Source organism: Reyranella sp., from assembly GCF_017305915.1.
Lineage (GTDB): Bacteria > Pseudomonadota > Alphaproteobacteria > Reyranellales > Reyranellaceae > Reyranella.
Genome location: NZ_JAFKJN010000011.1, coordinates 95,144 through 116,946, shown reverse-complemented (window position 1 = coordinate 116,946; position 21,803 = coordinate 95,144). Strand labels below are relative to the sequence as shown.

The following is a 21,803-nucleotide window of genomic DNA, read 5'->3' as shown; positions in this document are numbered from 1 at the left end:
CATCCCTTGACAGATAGCTTAACACCGGTAAGTTATCAATGTTAAGTTATCAGCGTTCAGCTTCAAGCGGCCGGTTAATTCTACCCCGCTACACAAGGATGGCCACCATGCGGCTCTCTGTTGATGGCTTCGCCCGATCCCTCTCCCGCAAGGCCGTCCTGGCCACCGCCGCCGTCGGCGCCGTGGCCCTGGTGGCGCTCGGCGCCTTCTCCTGGAAGGGCCCGGCCGGCGCGCCGGTGCGCGAGGAGGTCGTGCGGCCGGCCCGCGTCGCAGAAGTCCAGTACCGCACGCACATGGGCAGCCTGATGCTGGCCGGCACAGTGGTGCCGCGCATCGAGACCACGCTGGGCTTCCGCGTCGCCGGCAAGGTGACCAGCCGCGAGGTCGATGTCGGCGCCGTCGTGCAGGCCGGCCAGCTCCTGGCCCGCATCGATCCCACCGACTACCGGCTGGCGGTCGACAATGCGCGCGCGGCGCTCGCTTCGGCCGAGGCCGACTATGCCCGCGCCAAGGCCGACCTCGACCGCTACCAGGCGCTGCGCGGCAGCGCGGCCTTCATGACCCAGACGCTCGACACGCGGCAGTCGGTGTCGTCGACCTCGCAGGCCAAGGTCGAGCAGGCGAAGAGCCAGCTCGCCACCGCCGAGAACAATCTCGCCTACACCGAGCTGCATGCCGATGCCGCAGGCGTCATCACCGCAGTCATCGCCGAGGTCGGCCAGGTGCTGCCGCAGGGCCAGGGCATGGTGAAGCTGGCGCGCAGCGAGGAGCTCGAGATCCTGGTCGGCGTTCCGGAGAACCGGCTGAAGAACGTCCGCGAGGCGAGCCGCATTACCTTCGAGCTGTGGTCCGATACCGGCCGTCGCTACAAGGCAAGGCTGCGCGAGCTGTCGCCCAGCGCCGATCCGATGACCCGCACCTATCCGGCGCGCTTCACCGTGGTCGATGCGCCGGACTTCATCGGCATCGGCATGACCGCGTCGCTGACGCTCGCCAAGCCCGATCCGGAGAAGCTCGCCGAGGTGCCGCTGACCGCGATCTTCCAGAAGGGCAAGGAGCCCGCCGTCTGGGTGGTCGACAAGCAGACCGGCGCCGTGGCGCTGCGGTCCGTGACGATCTCGCGCTGGCGCGACGAGACGGCGCTGCTCACCTCGGGCGTCGAGGACGGCGAGATCGTCGCGACCGCGGGCGTCCACAAGCTCGAGCCGGGACAGAAGGTGAAGCCGCTCCTGGCCGGAGAGCGCTAGATGAGCGCGCGGGGGCCCAATCTTTCCGAGCTGGCGCTGAAGAACAGCACGCTGACGCTGTTCTTCATGCTGGGGCTGACGTTGGCCGGCGTCTTCGCCTATCTCAGCCTCGGCCGCGGCGAGGACCCGCCCTTCACCATCAAGCAGATGGTCGTGTCGGCGCAGTGGCCGGGCGCCACCTCGCGCGAGATGGAGCAGCAGGTCACCGACAAGCTCGAGACCAAGCTGCAGGAGCTGCCCTACTTCTACAACGTCCAGAGCTACACCAAGCCGGGCGAGACGGTGATCTACGTGTCGCTGCGCGACGACGTCCCGCCGGCCAAGGTGCCCGACCTGTGGTACCAGGTGCGCAAGAAGATCGGCGACATCCGCGGGAGCCTGCCGCAGGGCGTGGTCGGGCCGAACTTCAACGACGAGTACGGCGACACCTACAGCCTGATCTGGGCGTTCGAGGCCGACGGCTTCTCCGACGCCGAGGTCAAGGCGATGGTCAAGGAGGCGCGGCTGCGCCTGCTGCGCGTGCCCGACGTCACCAAGGCCGACCTGTTCGGCGTGCAGGACGAGAAGATCTACATCGAGTTCAGCCACGCCCGGCTCGCCATGCTCGGCGTGCCGGTCGACCAGATCCTCGACGTGGTGCGCAAGCAGAACGCGATCGCCGCCGCGGGCACGATCGAGACCAAGGGCGAGCGCCTGGCGATCCGCGTCGACGGCGCGCCGACCTCGGCCGAGCAGCTGATGGCGCTGCCCTTCAGCGCCGCCGGCCGCACGCTCACGCTGGGCGACGTCGCCGACATCAAGCGCGGCTACACCGATCCGCGGCGGCTCTCGATGCGCTTCAACGGCAAGCCGGTGATCGGCCTCGGCGTCGTCATGCAAGCCGGCGGCAACGTCCAGGAGCTCGGCAAGAAGCTCGAGAGGGCGATGGAGGAGATCCAGCGCGACCTGCCGGTCGGCGTCACCGTCCATCGCGTCGCCAACCAGCCCGAGGTGGTCGACGAATCGGTGCACGAGTTCACCCAGTCGCTGGCCGAGGCGCTCGGCATCGTGCTGGTCGTATCGTTCATCAGCCTGGGCTTTCGCACCGGCATCATCGTGGCGCTCAGCGTGCCGCTGGTGCTGGCCATCACCTTCGTCGGCATGATGCTGCTGGGCATCGACTTCCAGCGCATCTCGCTCGGCGCGCTGATCATCGCGCTCGGCCTGCTGGTCGACGACGCCATCATCGCCGTCGAGATGATGATGGTGAAGCTGGAGCAGGGGTTTAGCCGCATGGAGGCGGCGACCTTCGCCTACACCTCGACCGCCTTCCCGATGCTCACCGGCACCTTGATCACCGCGGCCGGCTTCGTGCCGGTCGGCTTCGCCAAGTCGAGCGCCGGCGAGTACACCAACTCGATCTTCTGGGTGGTCGGGCTGTCGCTGGTGATCTCCTGGTTCGTGGCGGTGCTGTTCACGCCCTGGATCGGCTACCGCCTGCTGCCCAACCCCAAGCCCGGCCATCACGATCCCTACAACAGCCGCCTCTACACGCTGTTCCGCCGGCTGGTGACCTGGTGCATCGCCTGGCGCTGGACCACGATCGCCGTCACCGTGGCCGCGTTCGTCGCCGCCATGGCCTCCTTCCAGTTCGTGCAGAAGCAGTTCTTCCCGACCGCCAACCGGCCCGAGCTGATCGTCGACCTGCGGCTGGCGCAGGGCGCCTCCTACGGCGCGACCGACCTCGAGGTGCAGAAGCTCGAGCGCTGGCTGGCCAGGAACCAGGACGTCGCCTTCTACACCTCGTACATCGGCGCGGGCTCGCCGCGCTTCTACCTGCCGACGGTGCCGGAGCTGACCAACGCCAACTTCGGCCAGGTCATCGTCATGACCAAGGGCATCGAGGCGCGCGAGCGCGTCGTCGCCGAGCTCGACGCGCTGTTCCGGAACGGCTTCGAGGCGGTGCGCGGCCGCGTCCAGCGGCTGCAGAACGGCCCGCCGGTCGCCTACCCCGTGATGTTCCGCGTCTTGGGCGAGGACCCGCAGCAGGTCCGCGCCGTCGCCGAGCAGGTCCGCCAGGTCTTCAAGGCCGATCCCGACACCCGCGACGTCAACTTCGACTGGAACGAGCTCGCCAAGTCGGTCCGCCTCGATGTCGACCAAGCCAAGGCGCGCGCGCTCGGCGTCGACTCCCAGCTCTTGAGCAACGCGCTGCAGACCATCCTGTCCGGCGTGGTGGTGACTCAGTACCGCGAAGGCACCGAGACGATCGACGTCGTCGCCCGCGCCGTCGCGCCCGAGCGCCTCAGCGTCGAGGGCCTCGAGTCGATCCACATGCGCACCGCCACCGGCGGCATCGTCTCGCTGGCCCAGCTCGCGACCCTGCACTACGAGCTCGAGGAGCCGATCCTGTGGCGGCGCAACAAGGAGCTGCTGATGACCGTGCGCGCCGGTGTGCGCGACGGCGTGCAGGGTCCCGACGTCGCGACGCGGCTCGACACGGCGCTCGCATCGGTGCGCGCATCGCTGCCGGCGGGTTACCGCATCGAGGTCGGCGGCGACAAGGAGGAGAGCGCCAAGAGCCAGGGCTCGATCTTCAAGATGATGCCGGTCCTCGGCTTCCTCACCCTGCTGTTCCTGATGCTGCAGCTCAGGAGCTTCTCCAAGCTCGCGCTGGTGCTGCTCACGGCGCCGCTCGGCATGATCGGCGTGGCGCTGTTCCTGCTGCTGTTCAACCAGCCGTTCGGCTTCGTGTCGCTGCTCGGCACGATCGCGCTGGCCGGGATGATCATGCGCAACTCGGTGATCCTGGTCGACCAGATCGACCAGGACATCGCCGCCGGCCATGCCGCGTGGGACGCCGTGGTCGACGCCACGGTGCGCCGCGCCCGCCCGATCCTGCTCACCGCCGGCACCGCGATCTTCGCCATGATCCCGCTGTCGCGCAGCGTCTTCTGGGGCCCGATGGCGGTGGCGCTGATGGGCGGACTGCTGATCGCCACCGCCCTCACCCTGCTCTTCCTGCCGGCGCTCTACGCTGCTTGGTTCCGGGTCCGGAAGCCATCGACCGAAGCGGCGGCGCAGTCGGCACAACATGTCCCACCACCGCTGGCTTTGGCCGCGGAGTGACGCCAAGCCAGGCCCGCACAGGCTAAGGCCGCGACCGAGGGGAGTCCCAAACCGTCCACCCGGTCTGGACTGCCAACCCTTTGCGACAACAGCATTTTCGGCCGAAAGTCCCAGAATCCCGGACACCCATCCCCCGACCCCCATCATTTTGGCTGGAAGCCTCGCAACGAACGGGTATGGGCAGAGAAACGCGATCATGCGCGCGACTCTGCACGCAACCGGAGCAGACTCCTATTTTGGGCATTGGCCTCGATTTTTCGCCCTGAAAATCAGGCCGAGAGTCGCGTTCCATTGCCCATAATGAGTCTCGCGCGCGCAAGCTTATCCACAGGCTTTACGCCCGGACGCTCGCCAGCTTCTTCCAGTCGAAGGCGACGCCGTGGCCGGGCCGCTCCGGCGCGACCGCCTTGCCCTCCTCGATCCGCATCGGATTGGCGATGTAGCTGTTGATGCCGAAGCCGTGCGTCTCGAGGAAGCTGCGGTTCGGGCAGGCGGCGAGCAGATGCACCGTCACGTCGTGGGCGCCGTGCGAGGTGACCGGCAGGTTGAACGCCTCCGCGAGGTGCGCGACCTTCATGAAAACGGTGATGCCGCCGCAATTGGTGACGTCGGGCTCGGGATAGCTGACGCCGCCGGCCGAGATCATCTGCTGGAACTCCCACAGCGTGCGGAAGTTCTCGCCGGTCGCCACCGGCAGCCCGCCGTCGCGCAGGATTCGTGCGTGTCCCGCGACATCGTCGGGGATGGTCGGCTCCTCCAGCCAGACGAGATCGAAGTCGCGCAGCGCTCGCGCCCGGCGGATCGCCTCGTCGGCCGACCATTTCATGTTGGCATCGACCATCAGCGGGAAGCCGGCGCCGAGATGCTTGCGCATGGCGCCGATCCGCTCGACGTCCTCGTGCAGCAGGTCGCGGCCGACCTTGGTCTTGATGGCGCGGAAGCCCTTCGCAAGATTTCCGTCGGTCTGCTCGAGCAGGTCCTTGACCGAGAGATCGAGGTCGATGCCGCCCGCATAGCACGGCACGCGGTCGTCGTGGCCGCCCAGCAGGCGGTAGAGCGGCAGCTTGGCCCGCTTCGCCTTGAGGTCCCACAGCGCCATGTCGAGCGCCGACAGCGCCAGCACGACTGCGCCGCCACGGCCGCCGTAATGCAGCGCCCACCAGACCTTCTGCCAGACCGCCTCGATCAGCTCGCAGTCGGCATCGGCGACGATGCCAGGGATTTCCTTGGCCAGCAGATGATGGATCGCGCCGCCATTGTGGCCGGTGGTGTAGGTGTAGCCGACCCCCTCCTGCCCGTCGGCATCGGTGACGATGGCAGTGATCAGCTCGAACGAGGTCATGACGCCGTGGGTCGAGTCAGAGGCTGGCGTGTCGAGCGGGATACGGAAGTGCTGGGCGTCGATCGATTTCAGCTTCGCCATGGTGCCCCCTCCGTCGTCCCGACCGAAGCCTCGCGAAGCGAGGCGTAGTGGAGGGACCTGTTTTGTTGATGGAGCGAAAAAAGAGGTCCCTCGACTTCGCTTCGCTCCGCTCGGGACGACGGGGCTACGAAATCCGGCCTTCGACGGTGTGCAAGTCGGTTTGTCGGGCGGCGCTGACGGTCAGCACGATCTCGATGCCGCGCACGATGTCGTCGAGGCTCATCGACGGCGCGGTGCCGACGCGTGCGGCCTGCTCGGGCAGGTAGGGGATGTGCAGGAAGCCGCCGCGGAAGCCCATGCGGTGCTGCTCGGCCATGTCCATGGTGGCGTAGAAGATGTGGTTGCAGACGAAGGTGCCGGCGGTGTTGGAGACCGCGGCGGGCAGCCCCGCCTTGCGCAGCTCGGCGACGCAGGCCTTGATCGGCAGGGTCGAGAAATAGGCCGCCGGCCCGTCGCGCACGACCGGCCGGTCGATCGGCTGCTTGCTGTCGTTGTCCTTGATGCGCGCGTCCTGGACGTTGATCGCCACCCGCTCGAGGCAGAGCTCGGTGCGTCCGCCCGCCTGCCCGACGCCCAGCACGATGTCGGGCTGCGCCTCGTGGATCGCCGCGCGCAGCACGATCGGCGATCGCGCGTAGGAGGTCGGCAACTGGACGGTATGGATCGACAGCCCCGCCAGGCGGCGCTTCAGCCGGCCGATGGCGAGACCCGACGGATTGACCTTGTCGCCGCCGAAGGGATCGAAACCGGTGACCAGCGCTTTCATGCCCATCCATAAAGAAAAAGGGCGCCCTTTCCGGGGCGCCCTTCGACTTTAGCCGGTCCGCGACGCGGCGGCTACTTGTTGGCCTGGTCGACGGCGCGGCGCGCCATCACGGTGACCAGGTGCGCGCGGTATTCGGCGCTGCCGTGGATGTCGCTATTGAGGCCGTCGGCCGGGACCTTGATGTCCTTGATCGCGTCGGCCGAGAAGTTCCTGGCCAGCGCATCCTCCATCGCCTTGACGCGGAACACGCAGGGGCCCGCGCCGGTGACCGCGACGCGCACGCCGCCCGCGGTCTTGGCGACGAACACGCCGACCATGGCGTAGCGCGACGCCGGGTTGGGGAACTTCATGTAGCCCGCCTTCTCCGCCTTCGGGAAGGTGATCGAGGTGATCAGCTCGCCGTCCTCGAGCGCCGTCTCGAACAGGCCCTTGAAGAAATCGTCGGCCTTGATCGTGCGGCTGGTGGTGGTGACGGTGGCGTCGAGGCCGAGCACCGCCGCCGGATAGTCGGCCGCCGGATCGTTGTTGGCGACCGAGCCGCCCATGGTGCCGCGGTTGCGCACCGCCGGATCGCCGATATGGCCCGCGAGATCGGCCAGCGCCGGGATCGCGCCCTTGACGTCGGCCGAGGAGGCGACGTCGGCATGGCGAGTCATCGCGCCGACGGTGACGCCCGAGCCGTCGACCTTGATGCCGGCGAGTTCCTTGATTCCGTTGAGGTCGACCACGTCGGACGGCTTGGCCAGCCGCTGCTTCAGGGTCGGGATCAGGGTCATGCCGCCCGACATCGGCCGCGCCTCGGGCTTGCCCTTCAGCGCGGCGGTCGCTTCGGCCATCGTCTTGGGGCGGTGATAGGCGAAATCGTACATCTCACTTTCCTCCGTGGATGGCCTGCCACACCGTTTGCGGCGTCGCAGGCATCGGCACATGCGTGACGCCGAGCGGCGCCAGCGCGTCATGGACGGCATTCATCACGGCAGCCGGTGCGGCGATCGCCCCGGCCTCGCCGCATCCCTTCACGCCCAGCGGATTGTGCGGGCAAGGCGTGACCTTGTTGCCGAGCTTGAAGGACGGCACGTCGTCGGCGCGCGGCATGGTGTAGTCCATGTACGAGCCGCTCACGAGCTGCCCCGTCTCCTTGTCGTAGACCGCGTTCTCCATCAGCGCCTGGCCGACGCCCTGGACGATGCCGCCATGGACCTGGCCCTCGACGATCATCGGATTGATGATGTTGCCGAAGTCGTCGACCGCCGTGTGGTTGACGACCTCGACCACGCCGGTCTCGGGATCGACCTCGACCTCGCAGATCTGCGTGCCGGCCGGATAGACGAAGTTGGACGGATCGTAGAAGGCGTTCTCGTCCATGCCGGGCTCGAGCTCTTCCAGCGGATAGTTGTGCGGCACGTAGGCTGCGAACACCGCCGCACCCAGCGGCACGTTCTTGTCGGTGCCGGCGACCTTGAAGGTGCCCTGCTCGAACACGACGTCGGCCACGTCGGCTTCCATCAGATGGGCGGCGATCTTCTTGCCCTTGGCGATCACCTTGTCGGCCGCCTTCATGATCGCCGAGCCGCCGACCGCGAGCGAGCGGCTGCCGTAGCTGCCCATACCGAACGGCGTGGTCGCGGTGTCGCCGTGCACGACCTCGACGTTCTCGATCGGCACGCCGAGCTTGTCCGACACGAGCTGGGCGAAGGTCGTCTCGTGGCTCTGGCCGTGGCTGTGCGCGCCGGTCAGGATCTGGACGTTGCCCGTCGGGTTGAACTTGATCTGCGCCGATTCCCACTGGCCGACGCCGCCACCGAGCTGGCCGATGACGCGGGACGGTCCCAGGCCGCAGGCCTCGATGTAGGACGAGAAGCCGATGCCGCGCAGCTTGCCACGCGACTTGGCCTCGGCCCGCCGCGATTCGAAGCCCTTGTAGTCGGCCATCTTCATCGCTTCGTCGATGATCGGCGGGTAGTTGCCCGAATCGTACTGCAGCGCCACCGGCGTCTGGTACGGGAAGGCATCCGCCGGGATGAAGTTCTTCCGGCGCAGCTCGGCCGGATCCATCTTCAGCTCGGCCGCGGCCTTGCTGACGATGCTCTCGATCACGAAGGTCGCCTCGGGGCGGCCGGCGCCGCGATAGGCATCGACCGGCGCAGTGTGCGTCAGCGCCGCCCGCACGTTGGCGTGGATCACCGGCGTCGTGTACTGGCCGGCCAGCAGCGTCGCGTAGAGATAGGTCGGCACCGCGGTCGAGAAGGTCGACAGGTACGCGCCCATGTTGGCGATAGTGTCGACCTTGAGGCCCAGGAACTTGCCGTCCTTGTCGAGCGCCAGCTCGGCATGGGTGACGTGGTCGCGACCGTGCGCATCGGTCATGAACGACTCAGCTCGCTCGGCCGTCCACTTGATCGGCCGACCGACGCGGGATGCCGCCCAGGTGACCATGGTCTCTTCGTTGTAGCAGAAGATCTTGCTGCCGAAGCCGCCGCCCACGTCGGGCGCGATCACGCGCAGCTTGTGCTCGGGAATGCCGAGCACGAAGGCCGACAGGATCAGACGCAGCACGTGCGGATTCTGCGACGTCGACCACAGCGTGTAGTTGCCGGTTCCCTTGTCGTACTCCGCCGCCGCGGCGCGCGGCTCCATGGCGTTGGGGATCAGGCGGTTGTTGACGAGGTCGAGCTTGGTGACGTGCGCTGCCTTGGCGAACGCCGCATCGACATCGGCCTTCACGCCGATCTCCCAGTCGTAGATCAGGTTGCCCGGCGCCTCGGCGTGAACCTCGGGCGTGCCCTTGTCGAACGCCTTGGCGAGATCGACGTTGGCGGGCTTGACCTCGTAATCGACCTTGATCGCTTCGGCTGCATCGCGCGCCTCGTCGGCGCTGTTGGCCACCACCATCGCCACCGTGTCGCCGACATAGCGGACGGTATCGAGCGCCATCACCGGGTGCGGCGGCGCCTTGTGCGGCTGGCCGTCCTTGCCCTTCACCACCCAGCCGCAGATCAGGCCGCCGACCTTGGCGTCGGCGGTGTCCTTGCCGGTGAAGATCTCGACCACGCCCGGCATGGCCTTCGCCGCTCCGGTGTCGATGCTCTTGATCTTCGCGTGGGCATGCGGTGAACGCAGGAAATACGCGTAGGTCGCTCGGGCGAGCGGCAGATCATCGACATAGCGGCCGGTGCCGGTGAGGAAGCGCTGGTCTTCCTTCCGCTTCACCCGCGCGCCGATTCCGGTCTCGGCGGTCATGGCGTCACACTCCTGCAGACTTCATTGCTGGCGCGGCGGCCAGAATTGCCTTCACGATGTTGTGGTAGCCGGTGCAGCGGCAGAGGTTGCCTTCGAGCTCGCGGCGCACGGTCGCCTCGTCGAGCTGGTAGTTGTGGCGCTTCACCATGTCGATCGCGCTCATCACCATGCCCGGCGTGCAGAAGCCGCACTGCAGCGCATGGTTCTCGCGGAACGCCTCCTGCATCGGATGCAGCTTCTCGGCGCTCTCGGCCAAGCCCTCGATCGTCGTCACCTTGCCGCCCTCGGCCTGGACCGCGAGGATGGTGCACGACTTGATCGACTTGCCGTCGAGATGGACGACGCAGGCGCCGCACTGGCTGGTGTCGCAGCCGACATGGGTGCCGGTCAGCCCGAGATGCTCGCGCAGGAACTGGACCAACAGCGTGCGGGCCTCGACCTTGCCGGACGCCGCCTTGCCATTGACGGTCATGGCAACATTGATGGTCATCAATCTTCTCCCTCACAGCGTTGGTTGTGGCGCGCAAACGCGTCCACCCCGGGCGTTGTCGGACTCTCGCAAGACGGTCCCGCGCCGGTCAAGCGAATTGCGGATTAAGGATAACGCCACGCCTATCGGCTGACCAAGAAGACCAGGATCAGGATCACGGCACCGACGCCGATCATCGTCCAGTGCTTCATGCCGCGCTGCACCGCATCCTGCGGGACCGGCGGCGGCGGATCGTGGGGCATCACCATCAGGCGGGTTCGGCCGCAGCAGCCAGCGGCGGCGCACCGACGCTTTCGGCGAACTTGCCGAAGAACTGATCGGCCAGTTTCCTGGCGGTGCCCTGGATCAATCGGGCCCCTACCTGGGCGATCTTGCCGCCGACCTGCGCGTCGACGTCGTAGGCGAGCACCGTCGTTCCCGCATCGTCGGTGAGCCGCACCGAGGCGCCGCCCTTGGCGAAGCCGGCGACGCCGCCCTGCCCCTCGCCGCTGATCTTGTAGCCGTTGGGCGGATCGATATCGGACAAGGTGACCTTGCCGCTGAACGCCGCGCTGACCGGGCCGATGCGCAGCCGCACCTTGGCGGTCATCTCGGTGTCGGAGAGCTTCTCGAGCGATTCGCAGCCCGGGATGCAGGCTTTCAGCACCTCCGCGTCGTTCAGCGCCGCGAAGACCTTTTCGCGCGGCGCCGCGATCCTGTACTCGCCCTTGATATCCATCTCGTTGCTCCTGCTCCTTTTCCTCCCCATTCATATGGGGAGATGGCGCCGTCTGCGACTTTTCGAACGAAGTTCGAAAAGTCGGAGGCGTCATGCGGTGTCGCTTCTGACCCCTCCATCGCGGATTACGCGCCACCTCCCCATATGAATGGGGAGGAAGCCTGCCCGCCTACCACTTACTGGTATAGGAATCCGGCGGCGGTTCCGCCAGCGGTTCGCGCAAGGAAACGTAGATCGTCGCGAGATACGGAATGGCCATCAGGATCGACATGAAGGCGAACCAGTTGGCCTGCGTATTCCAGAACAGGGTGCGGATCACCCAGCGGCCGCCATCGGCCGCCACGAAGCCGCCGGCGCCGCCGTCGAAGAGCTTGATCGCACCCTCGGTGACCACCAGCGCGATCGCCCACAGGATCAGCATGCCCGCCAGCGCGATCTCCGGCAGGATCGGCCGCACCCGGCTGAACGACTTGTTCATGCGCACGTAGCCTGCGGTGCCGTCGTAGCCCAGCAGCCGGCCGAACGAGAGCGCCTTCATGAGGCGCTCGTACCGCGGCACCTTCTCCTTGCGCAGCACGGTCAGGATCTTCCAGGCCATCAGCACGAGGCTCGGGATGACGAAGCTCCACATCGGGAAGTCGCGGTAGCGCCCGTCGATCGCGATCTGGCGGTAGAAGGTCTCGCTCAGGCGGATGACGCCGTCGTACCAGTCGATGGTGATGACGATCAGGTAGAAGATGCAGAGCAGCGTCAGCGCCAGGTAGAGCATCTGCAGCATCAGGTCGACGCGGCGCACGATGCGGAACCGCGGCAGCTCGCGCCAGGCCTGCCAGGCCTCGCGCACCCGCGCGCCATACAAGGACGGATCGGCCATGCGCCGGATCAGGCTCTCGGCGATGCCGCGCAGCAGCGCGTAGCTGAAGGCGCCGAGCAGCAGCGCCCAGAAGACGACGCCCAGCATACGCTCGACATAGAAGGTGCGTGTCAGGTCAATCCAGACCGACTGCACGTAAGCCGTCATCACGAGCTGGGTGAAGACGGTGAAGATCGCGATCGACCGCGCCGGCGGCTTGCGGCGCCAGCTCGCGAAGGCGAGCACGATCAGGGCCGAGCCCATGGTCGACAGCGCGAACAGCACGCGCCAGCGCGGCTCGGCCGTGACCGGCTTGCCGAGCTCGAACTTGTCGTTGCGCTCGGCGTCGAGCAGGCCCCAGGTGCCGCCGACCGTGCCCTCCTGCCGCGACTTCCAGTACTGGTCGAAGGCCTCGACGACGTTGTAGTCGAAGTGCTCGCGATCGGCGATCTGGCGGAAGATCGAGAAGTAGCGCACCTGCTCGACCCGGCCCGGCCGCGCGTCGGCGCGCATGCGGCCGTCGCTCGGCCAGCCGGTCTCGCCGATCACGATCTTCTTGCCGGGAAAGCGCGCCTGCACCCTGCGATAGATGTCGACGATGTGCTTCTCGATGCGGAGCTGCCCGTCGGCCTCGCGGCGGTCGAGGCCGATCGGCTCGTCCTCCCAGTAGGGCAGCAGGTGGATGGTAATGAAGTCGACCTCGTCGGCGAGCTGCGGATTGCGCAGCCAGAACTCCCAGACGTCGGCGTAGGTCACCGGCTGCTTGACCCGGCTCTTCACCAGCCGGATGTAGCCGCGCAACTGGTTGGCGGTGAGGTCCTTGCGCAGCAGCACCTCGTTGCCGACGATCACCCGCTCGACCGTGCCGGCATAGCGGTTGGCGTGATCGATCAGCAGGCTGATCTGCTCGAGGTTCTCCTTGTCGTTGTCGTTCAGCCAGGCGCCGTGCCAGACCTTGAGCCCGTACTTGCCGGCGCGCTGCGGCACCGTCTCGAGGTTCTCGCCGGCCGAATAGGTGCGCACCGCCTGGACCTTCCCTTGCAGGCGCTTGAGGTCCTGCTCGATCTGGTCGGGCGTCGGAAAGGTCCGGGAAAGCGGGCTCTGGCCCGGCCGATAAGGCGCGAAGGAAACGCTCTGCAGCGGCGCCGAGGTCCATCCCGCGATTTCGACCGGCCGGTTCGGCCACCACCACCAAAGGAGATTGAGCGCCGTCACCACCGCGAACGCGATCAGCGCCATCAGGACCCGCATGGGGCTCCTTGTAGCAGGAACGTCCCCATGCCGTACGGCTTTTTGTCGATTGTCCCCAGTGCCTTACAGGGTTCTCTGAACCCCGGCGATCGCCTGGCGCACGACCTGATGGCCGCGGAACAGCACGGCTTCCTTCCAGTCGTCGGTGTCCGGGTAGAACTGGCGCCGCATCGCGGCCCGGATCGGCCCGGCCTCCTTGCCCAGCGGATCGCCGTATTTGTGCAGCCAATGGTCGGCGCGGAACGCCCGCTGCCCGCTCTCGCGGTCGAAAGTGCCGTATTCCAGCGTGCACATGGTGAGCCGGGTCTCGGGCTCCGGCAGGACGCGCAGCAGGCCGTAGTGTCCGAGCCCGTCGCGCGCCTGCGACGCGGTCTGGCCGCGCTTGGATTCGGTCACCGATTCGCCCCAGAAAGCACGCACCCGGCGCGAGGCCGGCGTGTCGATGTCATAGTGGGTGATCGGCTCGCCGTAGCCGTACGGCCCGAGGCCGGTATGGAAGTCGATCACCGCGACGTCGCTGCGGCCCTTGAGGAACTTGTCGGCGATCGCATGCAGGGTGCGGTTCGACCAACTTGCGCCGCCGCCGCCGAAGAACATGCTGTCGGCATGGCTGTACTGGCCGCCCGACACGGCGCGGAAATAGGCGATGTCGCCCACCTTCTTGCGGTACTCGGCGAGCTTGGCCTCGCAGGCCTTGATCGTGGCCTCGCCGAGATCCTTCGGGATGAGATGGTCGGCGATGTCGAGATAGCCCTCGTTCACCGGATAGGGCTTGGAATGGTCGACATAGTTGCGGTTGAGGTCGTTGCCCTCCTCCGTCACCCGCCGTGTCCAGGCAAAGCCGTAGGGGTTGATCGCATGCACCATGACCGCGGCGGTGTCCTTGGGCAGGCCGGCCGCGCCGACGCTGGTCAGCCAGTCGACCTGGAAGCCCGAGCCGCAATAGCCCTCGACGCCGTGGGTGCTGGAGATCGTCATGACGATCTTGGAGGCATCCTCCGGTCCGAGCCGCGCCACGTCGGTCGACAGGGCCTCGCCGCGCGGGCCCTTGGTCGGATTGTCGTAGCGATGGTGCGTCGCGCCGGCGATGCGGGCGGCCGACAGGAACTTCTCGCGCGCCTCGCTGTAGTCGGCGGCGAAGGAATGAATGTTGGACATAGGGCAATCCTAGGTACGCAGGGTCAGGCCGCCATCCACCACCAGCTCGTGACCGGTGATGAAGTCGGCCTCGTCGGACGCGAGCAGCAGCGCGCCGCGGGCAATATCGATGGGCTGGCCCAGCCGGCGCAAGGCCGCTTTCTTCTCCCATACCGCGCGAATTTCCGGATTGTCGAAGTTGGTCCGCGTCATGCCGGTATAGATCGCGCCCGGGCAGACATAATTGGCGGTGATGTTGAACTTGCCGAGCTCGAGCGCCAGCGTCCGGGTCAGCCCGCCGACGCCCGCCTTGGAGGCGCAGTAGGCCGCCAGCCCATAGTCGGTGTCGAACGCCATCACCGAGGCGGTGTTGACGATCCGTGCCCTGCCCTTCTCCCTCGCTCGCGCCTTGAGCGCCGGAATCGCCTCGCGGCACAGCCGGAACATGGCGCGCACATTGACGCCGTTGACCCGGTCCCACTGCTCGTCGGTCATCTCCTCGACGAAGGCGCGGCCGCTGACGCCGGCATTGTTGAACAGGATGTCGAGCGCGCCGAATTTCTCCAGCGCCGTGCGGACGATCCTCTTCGGCGCATCGTCGCCGGTGATGTCGACGGCGCAGGTCGCGATCGCGTTGGTGCCGGCATGCGCCGTGGAGAGTGCCGATTCCGGCCGATCGACCGCCAGCACCTGCGCGCCCTCGTCGGCGAACAGCTTGGCCGAGGCCTGGCCGATGCCCGAGGCGGCGCCGGTGACGATGGCGATCTTGCCGTTGAGCCTGCCCATCGCTTCCTCCTTCATTCGACTTTGACGCCCGAGGCCAGCGCCACGCGCTGCCACAGGGCAAGATCTTTCTCCAGAACGGCCGAGAACGCCTTGGCGCCACGGCCGACGGGATCGGCGCCGAGCTTGACCAGCCGCTCGCGCACTTCCGGCGAGAGCGCCGCCTCGATGAAGGCGCGTTCGAGCGTCCGCACCGTCGTGCGCGCCATGCCGGCGGGCGCCATGACGCCGGCCCATACGGCGACCTCGGCGGTCGGCCAGCCAGCCTCGGCCATGGTCGGCACATTGGGCAGCAGGGCCGAGCGCGCCGGCGTGGTTACCGCGAGCGGCCGCAGCTTGCCCGAGCCGATCATGGGAGCAGCGGACGCAGTGCTGGTGAACATGCCCTGCACCCTGCCCGCCCACAAATCGTTGAGCGCCGGCGCAGCACCGCGATACGGCACGTGCACGATATCGATATCAGCCGCGAGCTTCAGCGATTCCATCACCAGGTGCGAGATCGTACCGACGCCGGTCGAGGCATAGTTCAGCCCGCCGCGATGACCGCGGGCGTCGCGGACGAAATCGTCGACGCTCTTCACCTCCGATCTCACCGAGACGACCAGCGCCATCGGCGTGTCGACAAGATGCGCGACCGGCGCAAGATCGCGCGGCGGATCGAAGCTGAGCGACCGGTTGATCCAGGGCGGGATGGTGACCTGCGCCGCCGAGGCCATCAGCAGGGTGTAGCCGTCGGGCTCGGCGCGGGCGACCGAGGCGGCGCCGATCAGGCCGGCCGCGCCGCCGCGATTGTCGATCACCACGTTCTGACCGAGCGCCCGCCCGGCCTGGTCGCCGATCAGACGCGCCAGCACGTCGATCGAGCCGCCGGCCGCGAACGGCACGACCAGCGTCAGCGGATGCGTCGGGAAATCGTCGGCCCGCGCTGCCGCGGGCAGCAGCGCGGCGCCGAGCCCGGCAGTCAGGCATCGCCGGGAGATCCTCGACGCAATCGGCCTCATGTCAGGCGATGGTGAGGACGACCTTGCCCGTCGCCTTGCGCGAGAGCAGCGCGTTCATCGCGTCCGGCCCCTTCTCCAGCGGGAAGCGCATGGAAATGTGCGGCTTCAGCCGCCCTTGCGCATACCAGGCCAGCATCTCGTCGAAGTTCTTGCGCGCCTCGACCGGCTCGCGCCCGCGCCAGGCGCCGTAGAACACGCCGCGCACGTCGCAGCTCTTGAGCAGCGCGAGGTTGGCCGGCAGCGACGGGATGCGGCCGGCGGCAAAGCCCACCACCAGCAGGCGGCCGTACCAGGCGATGCAGCGGACCGATTCGTCGAAGGCGTCGCCGCCGACGGCGTCGTAGATGATGTCCGCGCCGTTGCCGCCGGTCAGCTCCTTCACCTTGTCGCGCATCTTCTCCTTCGAGTAGTTCACGAACATGGTGGCGCCGTACTTGCGGCAGACTTCCATCTTCTCGTCGGAGCCGACGGCGGCAATCACCTTCAGGCCCATCAGCGCGCCGAGCTCGACCGCAGTCAGGCCGACGCCGCCCGAGGCGCCGGTCACCAGCAGGGTCTCGCCCGGCTTGTAGGAGCTCCGCTGCTTCAGCGCGTAATAGGACGTGCCGTAGGTCATTGTGAAGGCAGCACCATCCTCGTAGCTCATGTTGTCCGGCATCGGCAGGAGCTGGCCCTGATCGGCCACGACCTCGCTGGCGTAGCCGCCATGGCCGATCATGCCGATCGCGCGCTGGCCGACCTTGTACTCGCCGACCCCCGCGCCGATCTCGGTGATGTCGCCGGCGACCTCATGGCCGGGCGCGAAGGGACGCGGCGGCTTGAACTGGTACTTGTCGGCGATGATCAGCGTGTCGGGGAAGTTGACGCCCGCAGCTCTCACAGCGATCCGCACCTGGCCCTTGCCCAGCGGCTGGGACGGCATCTCCATCAGCTTGAGGCTTTCCGGCCCGCCCGGCGTTTCGCTCATCATGGCGCGCATCGTTCGCTCCCGTTTCGATCCGTGGCCTCCTTGATACGATGACCATGGAAAAGCGTCCATCCGTGCTAGAACGGCTGGCTTTCGCGAGGAGGAAGATGGCGGGCCTTTATTACGAGGAATTCACGGTCGGACGCAGCTTCGACCATGCCTGGACGCGCACCGTGACCGAGATGGACAACGTGCTCTATAGCTCGCTGACCATGAACGTGCAGCCGCTGCATCTCGACGAGGAATTCGCCAAGAAGACCGAGTTCGGCCAGCGCATCGTCAACAGCCTGTTCACGCTGGGGCTGATGATCGGCATCACCGTGAACGACACCACGATCGGCACGACCATCGCCAATCTCGGCATGACCGACGTCAGGTTTCCCAAGCCGGTGTTCCATGGCGACACACTGAGGGTACGCACCACCGTACTGAGCGTGCGCGAAAGCAAGTCGCGGCCCGACGCGGGCATCGTCGAGTTCAATCACACCGCCACCAACCAGCGCGGCGAGATCGTCGCCGAATGCAAGCGCCAGGCGCTGATGCGCAAGCGGCCGAAGGTTTGACGTCTTTCGGACCGCGGACCTGGAGGTCCGCGGTCCAAATGAATCAGGCTCGGGCGAACGCCAAAATGTCACGCGCCAGGCGGTCGCGGTGCGTGACGGCGAGGCCGTGCGGGCCCTCTTCGTAGACCTTGAGCGTCGCGTTCGGGATGAGCTCGGCGACCTTCTTTCCGGTCCTCTCCAGCGGATTGACCTGATCCTTGTCGCCATGGACGACCAGCGTCGGCACTTTGACGGCGCGCAGCTCGGCCTCGAAGTTGCCGCGCGAGATGGCGCGCATGCAGTCGATGACGGCCTTCGGAGAGGACCGCATGAACTGCGCGATCACCCACTCGGTCATCGCCGGCGAAACCGCCGGATGGCCGCCGGTGAAGGCCGTGACGCCCTTGGTGAAGAACGTCGGGCGATCCTGCTTCAGGGCGGCAATGAAGGCGTCGAAGTTGCCGCCGGATTGCGGCGGGACCGTGCTCACCATCACCAGCCGCGCGATCCGGCTGCTGCCGTGCCGCGACAGATAGCGGACCGCCTCACCGTTGCCCATCGAGTAGCCGGCCAGCGTGACGTCGCGCAGATCGAGCCGCTCGATGACCGCGGCCAGGTCGTCGGCCAGCCGGTCGTAGTCGTAGCCGCGACCGGGATCGCTCGACCGCCCGTGGCCGCGCCGATCATAGGCGACGCAGCGCAGGCCGTGGTCGACCAGCTCCGTGAGCTGGTACTCCCAGATGTCGGCCGTGAGGGCCCAGGGGTGGCAGAAGACCACCGGCTTGCCGGTGCCCCAGTCGAGGTGGAACAGGCTGGCGCCGTCGTCGGTCTCGACGAACGACGGCCGGCCGCCGCTCGCCGTGCCCTTGCTCTCGGCCTTTGCCGCCGCCACCCCGACCAGCGCGGTGGTGGCGGCGGCGGCGAGCGCACTCCTCCTGTCCATGGCCGGCCTCTCCTCAGACGCGTGCGGGAGCGGCGTCGGTGAAGCCGACCACCGACTTCATGCGGCCGTCGCCACCGAGGATCACGAAGTCGGTGCCCTTGATGAACAGCGGCGCCTCCGCGGTGCCGCCGGCGGCCCAACTGAAGCGCAGGCAGTCGTGATGCGCTTCGATGCCGCTCGCCAGATTGAGCCGGTAGCCGGGGAAATGCCCCTGCGCCGTCGCGATCATGGCGTCGAGGGCGTCGTGACCCTTGCCATCGCGCGCGGCATCGACATAGGTGCCATCGTCGGTCCAGGTCTTGGCCACCAGCTCGCGCCGCTTCTCGGGCTCGCGCTCGTTCCACGCCGCAAGGTAGCGCACGACGATCTCGTTGACGTTGCTCATCGCTGTTCTCCTGTGAGGCTGGGGTTCGGCCCGCGTTTCGGACAGAGCCGGCACCGCGATGCCGATGGCGACGACGGCACGAAGCAGATCTCGTCTTTCCATGCAGCGGAAGCTAAGTCGGCCGGCCGACTCGGTCGATTACCTGGGACGTAAGTTGGCCGGCCCGGCTATCGTAAGGCGTCGTCAACAAGCGGACCTCTCGAGCCATGCGTTCCTTCCTGTTCGTTCCCGCCGATTCGGAGCGCAAGCTCGCCAAGGGCCCGCTGAGCGGCCCCGATGGCCTGATCCTCGATCTCGAGGACTCGGTCGCGACCGACCGCAAGCCCATCGCGCGTCAGATGGCGCTCGATTACCTGTGCGCCGCCAAAGCCGGGCCGAAGCTGTACGTTCGCGTGAACGCGCTCGACACCGGCCTGACGCTGGGCGACCTCGCGGTGGTGATGCAGGGCAAACCGGACGGTATCGTGTTCCCGAAGTGCGTCGGCCAACGCGATCTCGATCTGCTGGCGACCTATCTCGACGCGCTCGAAGCGCGCGAAGGCATCGCTGCCGGCGCGACGAAGATCCTCACCATCGCGACCGAGAGCGCAGCGGCGATCCTGGCGCTCACCGCGGCGCCGGCCAAGCACGCGCGCCTGATGGGCCATTCGTGGGGCGGCGAGGACCTGATGGCCGATCTCGGCGCGCTGGCCAAGGGGCCGGCGCCGGGCGTCTATGACGACACCTTCCGGTTCGCCCGCACGGTCAACCTGATGGCCTCGGTGGCGGCGGGCGTCACCGCCTACGACACGGTCTATCCCGACATCAGGAACGCCGATGGGCTGCGCGCCGAGGCGCAGGAGGCGCGGCGCATGGGCTATGGCGGCAAGATCGCCATCCATCCCGACCAGGTCGCGGTCATTCACGAAGTCTTCACGCCGTCGGCGCAGGAAGTCGACTGGGCCAAGCGCGTGATCGCCGCGTTCGAAAGCAATCCCGGCTCGGGCGTGCTGACGCTCGACGGCAAGATGCTGGACAAGCCGCACCTCGTGCTGGCGCGCCGCCTGACGGCACGCGCTGGATGACGGGCGGCCGCTCGCTGCTGCCGACGCTCGAGCGGCTGTTCGCGGGCGCGCGCGAGTCCCAGCTCACCATCGCGGCGTTCCTCGAAGGGCTGGAGACGCGCTCCTATCCGTTCATCGTGGCGGCGCTGGTGCTGCCCAACTGTGTGCCGACCGGCATTCCTCTGCTGTCGACGGTGACCGGCATTCCGATGGTACTGGTCATCGCGCAGGCGTTCCTCGGCCGCCGGACGCCCTGGTTGCCGCGGTCGATCGGCCGCTACGCCCTGAAGCGTGGCCGGCTGCAGGACTTTCTCGCCCGAATGCGGCCGCGCCTGGAACGCATCGAGGCGGCGATCCATCCGCGGTATTCGTGGTGGGTGGCGGGCGTCCCGCGCCGGGCGATCCACGTCGGCTGCGCGGCGATCGTCGTGATCCTGGCGCTGCCGATCCCGTTCGACAATCTGTTCGCCGCCTGGGGGACCCTGTTCTTCTGCCTCGCCCTGCTCGAGGATGACGGCCTGATGGCCATGCTCGGCTGGCTGCTGACGCTGGTGACCCTAGCCTGGACCGCGTTCCTGCTGATCGTCGGCCCGATGGTGGTGATCAGCCTGCTGAAGTCGGTCTTCTAGTACGACCTCGGCAGGCCGAGCACGTGCTCGGCGACGAAGTTCAGGATCATGTTGGTCGAGATCGGCGCCACCGTGTAGAGCCGCGCCTCGCGGAACTTGCGCTCGACGTCGTACTCCTCGGCGAACCCGAAGCCGCCGTGGGTCTGCACGCACATCTCGGCCGCGGCCCACGCCGCCTCCGACGCCAGCATCTTGGCCATGTTGGCCTCGGCGCCGGCATTGATGCCGGCCTCGAACATCGCCGCCGCCTTGCGCACCATCAGGTCGGCCGCCTCGATCTGGGTGTAGGCGCGCGCGATCGGATACTGCACGCCCTGGTTCTGGCCGATCGGCCGGCCGAACAGCTTGCGCTCCTTGGCATAGTTCACCGCCTTGTCGATGAACCAGCGGCCGTCGCCGATGCACTCCGAGGCGATCAGCACGCGCTCGGCATTCATGCCCGAGAGGATGTAGCGGAAGCCCTGCCCTTCCGTGCCGATCAGATTCTCCGCCGGCACCTCCATGTCGTCGAAGAACACTTCGGTGCTGTTGTGATTCATCATGGTGCGGATCGGCCGGATCGTCAGGCCCTTGCCGAGCGCCGCCCGCATGTCGACCAGGAACACCGACAGGCCCTCGGTGCGCTTCTGCGCCTGCTCGCGCGGCGTGGTGCGAGCGAGCAGCAGCATCAGGTCGGAATGCTCGGCGCGACTGGTCCACACCTTCTGGCCGTTCACCACGTAGGTGCTGTTGTTCTTCTTCACGGCGGTGGTGCGCAGGCTCAGCGTATCGGTGCCGCTGGTCGGCTCGGTGACGCCGAACGCCTGCAGGCGCAATTCGCCCGACGCGATCTTGGGCAGGTAGCGTTCCTTCTGCTCCTTGCTCCCGTGCCGCAGCACGGTGCCCATGATGTACATCTGCGCGTGGCAGGCGGCGGCGTTGCAGCCGGCCTTGTGGATCTCCTCCAACACCGCCGACGCGGCCGCGATGCCGAGACCAGCGCCGCCATACTCCTCGGGGATCAGGATCGACAGCCAGCCGGCTTCGGTCAGTGCCTTGACGAACTCCGTCGGATAGCCGCGCTCGCGGTCGAGCTTGCGCCAGTAGGCGCCGTCGAACTTGAGGCACAGCGCGCGCACGGCGTCACGGATCTCGGGATGTGTCGGCGCGTAGGGATTTTCAGCGGCGTGAGTGTCCATGGCGGCGTTCTAGAGCGATTTCCGAGCAGATGGAACCGCGAGCGGTTCCATCTGCTCGGAAATGCGCGCACGGGGGTTGTTGTTGCAGCAGGCATATTC

Annotated in this window: 20 protein-coding genes; 5 read left to right on the top strand and 15 right to left on the bottom strand. The window is 67.3% G+C overall.

The annotated features are described in order from the left end of the window. Window positions 1-107 precede the first annotated feature (107 nt). Together J0J01_RS09610 and J0J01_RS09605 are read left to right on the top strand one after the other, a co-directional pair. A complete protein-coding gene (locus J0J01_RS09610) occupies window positions 108-1,247 on the top strand; it encodes an efflux RND transporter periplasmic adaptor subunit (RefSeq protein ID WP_296380056.1) in 1,140 nt (379 codons plus the stop codon). Then, the gene (locus tag J0J01_RS09605) at window positions 1,248-4,355 is read left to right on the top strand and encodes an efflux RND transporter permease subunit (RefSeq protein ID WP_296380055.1); all 3,108 of its coding nucleotides are present in this window, start codon (window positions 1,248-1,250) and stop codon (window positions 4,353-4,355) included. It begins immediately after the preceding gene. 334 nt (window positions 4,356-4,689) lie between these two features. Here the strand turns inward: J0J01_RS09605 and J0J01_RS09600 are convergent, their stop codons facing one another. From J0J01_RS09600 to J0J01_RS09545, 12 genes are all read right to left on the bottom strand, one after another. Next, window positions 4,690-5,778, bottom strand: a complete 1,089-nt coding sequence (locus J0J01_RS09600; RefSeq protein ID WP_296380054.1) for a mandelate racemase/muconate lactonizing enzyme family protein — start codon at window positions 5,776-5,778, stop codon at window positions 4,690-4,692. 124 nt (window positions 5,779-5,902) lie between these two features. Then, entirely contained in the window at window positions 5,903-6,544 is a 642-nt protein-coding gene (pcp, locus tag J0J01_RS09595) for a pyroglutamyl-peptidase I (RefSeq protein WP_296380053.1), read from the bottom strand. 71 nt (window positions 6,545-6,615) lie between these two features. Next, a complete protein-coding gene (locus J0J01_RS09590; protein ID WP_296380052.1) occupies window positions 6,616-7,413 on the bottom strand; it encodes a xanthine dehydrogenase family protein subunit M in 798 nt (265 codons plus the stop codon). Window position 7,414: 1 nt separating this feature from the next. After that, window positions 7,415-9,784 (bottom strand): xanthine dehydrogenase family protein molybdopterin-binding subunit, encoded by a 2,370-nt coding sequence (locus J0J01_RS09585; protein WP_296380051.1) that lies wholly within the window; start codon window positions 9,782-9,784, stop codon window positions 7,415-7,417. Between the two features lie 4 nt (window positions 9,785-9,788). Continuing rightward, window positions 9,789-10,274 (bottom strand): (2Fe-2S)-binding protein, encoded by a 486-nt coding sequence (locus tag J0J01_RS09580; protein ID WP_296380050.1) that lies wholly within the window; start codon window positions 10,272-10,274, stop codon window positions 9,789-9,791. Window positions 10,275-10,396: 122 nt separating this feature from the next. Next, window positions 10,397-10,522: a hypothetical protein gene (locus tag J0J01_RS09575; RefSeq protein WP_296380049.1), complete on the bottom strand. Its 126-nt coding sequence runs from the start codon at window positions 10,520-10,522 to the stop codon at window positions 10,397-10,399. After that, window positions 10,522-10,992 (bottom strand): carbon monoxide dehydrogenase subunit G, encoded by a 471-nt coding sequence (locus tag J0J01_RS09570; RefSeq protein WP_296380048.1) that lies wholly within the window; start codon window positions 10,990-10,992, stop codon window positions 10,522-10,524. The genes J0J01_RS09575 and J0J01_RS09570 overlap by 1 nt, the downstream gene beginning before the upstream one ends. A gap of 169 nt (window positions 10,993-11,161) precedes the next feature. After that, the gene (locus tag J0J01_RS09565) at window positions 11,162-13,096 is read right to left on the bottom strand and encodes a hypothetical protein (protein WP_296380047.1); all 1,935 of its coding nucleotides are present in this window, start codon (window positions 13,094-13,096) and stop codon (window positions 11,162-11,164) included. 63 nt (window positions 13,097-13,159) lie between these two features. Beyond that, window positions 13,160-14,254, bottom strand: coding sequence for a M14 family metallopeptidase (locus J0J01_RS09560; protein WP_296380046.1), 1,095 nt, complete (start codon window positions 14,252-14,254; stop codon window positions 13,160-13,162). A 9-nt stretch (window positions 14,255-14,263) separates the two neighbouring features. After that, on the bottom strand, window positions 14,264-15,019 hold the full coding sequence (locus tag J0J01_RS09555) for an SDR family NAD(P)-dependent oxidoreductase (RefSeq protein ID WP_296380045.1): 756 nt from the start codon (window positions 15,017-15,019) through the stop codon (window positions 14,264-14,266). A gap of 11 nt (window positions 15,020-15,030) precedes the next feature. Continuing rightward, on the bottom strand, window positions 15,031-16,017 hold the full coding sequence (locus J0J01_RS09550) for a tripartite tricarboxylate transporter substrate binding protein (RefSeq protein WP_296380044.1): 987 nt from the start codon (window positions 16,015-16,017) through the stop codon (window positions 15,031-15,033). A gap of 1 nt (window position 16,018) precedes the next feature. Next, the gene (locus J0J01_RS09545) at window positions 16,019-16,996 is read right to left on the bottom strand and encodes an NADPH:quinone oxidoreductase family protein (RefSeq protein WP_296380043.1); all 978 of its coding nucleotides are present in this window, start codon (window positions 16,994-16,996) and stop codon (window positions 16,019-16,021) included. A gap of 44 nt (window positions 16,997-17,040) precedes the next feature. Here J0J01_RS09545 and J0J01_RS09540 point away from each other — a divergent pair, with 44 nt between their 5' ends. Next, complete coding sequence (locus J0J01_RS09540; protein WP_365736488.1) at window positions 17,041-17,547, top strand: MaoC family dehydratase; 507 nt, start codon at window positions 17,041-17,043, stop codon at window positions 17,545-17,547. Between the two features lie 43 nt (window positions 17,548-17,590). Here J0J01_RS09540 and J0J01_RS09535 read toward each other — a convergent pair whose 3' ends face one another. Together J0J01_RS09535 and J0J01_RS09530 are read right to left on the bottom strand one after the other, a co-directional pair. Beyond that, window positions 17,591-18,469 carry an alpha/beta hydrolase gene (locus tag J0J01_RS09535; RefSeq protein WP_296380041.1) on the bottom strand — a complete coding sequence of 293 codons (879 nt, stop codon included), beginning with the start codon at window positions 18,467-18,469 and terminating at the stop codon, window positions 17,591-17,593. 13 nt (window positions 18,470-18,482) lie between these two features. After that, window positions 18,483-18,854 (bottom strand): nuclear transport factor 2 family protein, encoded by a 372-nt coding sequence (locus J0J01_RS09530; RefSeq protein ID WP_296380040.1) that lies wholly within the window; start codon window positions 18,852-18,854, stop codon window positions 18,483-18,485. Between the two features lie 206 nt (window positions 18,855-19,060). Here J0J01_RS09530 and J0J01_RS09525 point away from each other — a divergent pair, with 206 nt between their 5' ends. Both J0J01_RS09525 and J0J01_RS09520 read left to right on the top strand, forming a co-directional pair. Next, window positions 19,061-19,918: a CoA ester lyase gene (locus tag J0J01_RS09525; RefSeq protein ID WP_296380039.1), complete on the top strand. Its 858-nt coding sequence runs from the start codon at window positions 19,061-19,063 to the stop codon at window positions 19,916-19,918. Beyond that, complete coding sequence (locus tag J0J01_RS09520; protein WP_296380038.1) at window positions 19,915-20,526, top strand: exopolysaccharide biosynthesis protein; 612 nt, start codon at window positions 19,915-19,917, stop codon at window positions 20,524-20,526. Before J0J01_RS09525 ends, J0J01_RS09520 begins: the two co-directional genes overlap by 4 nt. Here the strand turns inward: J0J01_RS09520 and J0J01_RS09515 are convergent. Next, entirely contained in the window at window positions 20,523-21,704 is a 1,182-nt protein-coding gene (locus J0J01_RS09515; RefSeq protein ID WP_296380037.1) for an acyl-CoA dehydrogenase family protein, read from the bottom strand. The two genes, J0J01_RS09520 and J0J01_RS09515, sit on opposite strands and share 4 nt — an antisense overlap. Window positions 21,705-21,803: the final 99 nt, after the last annotated feature.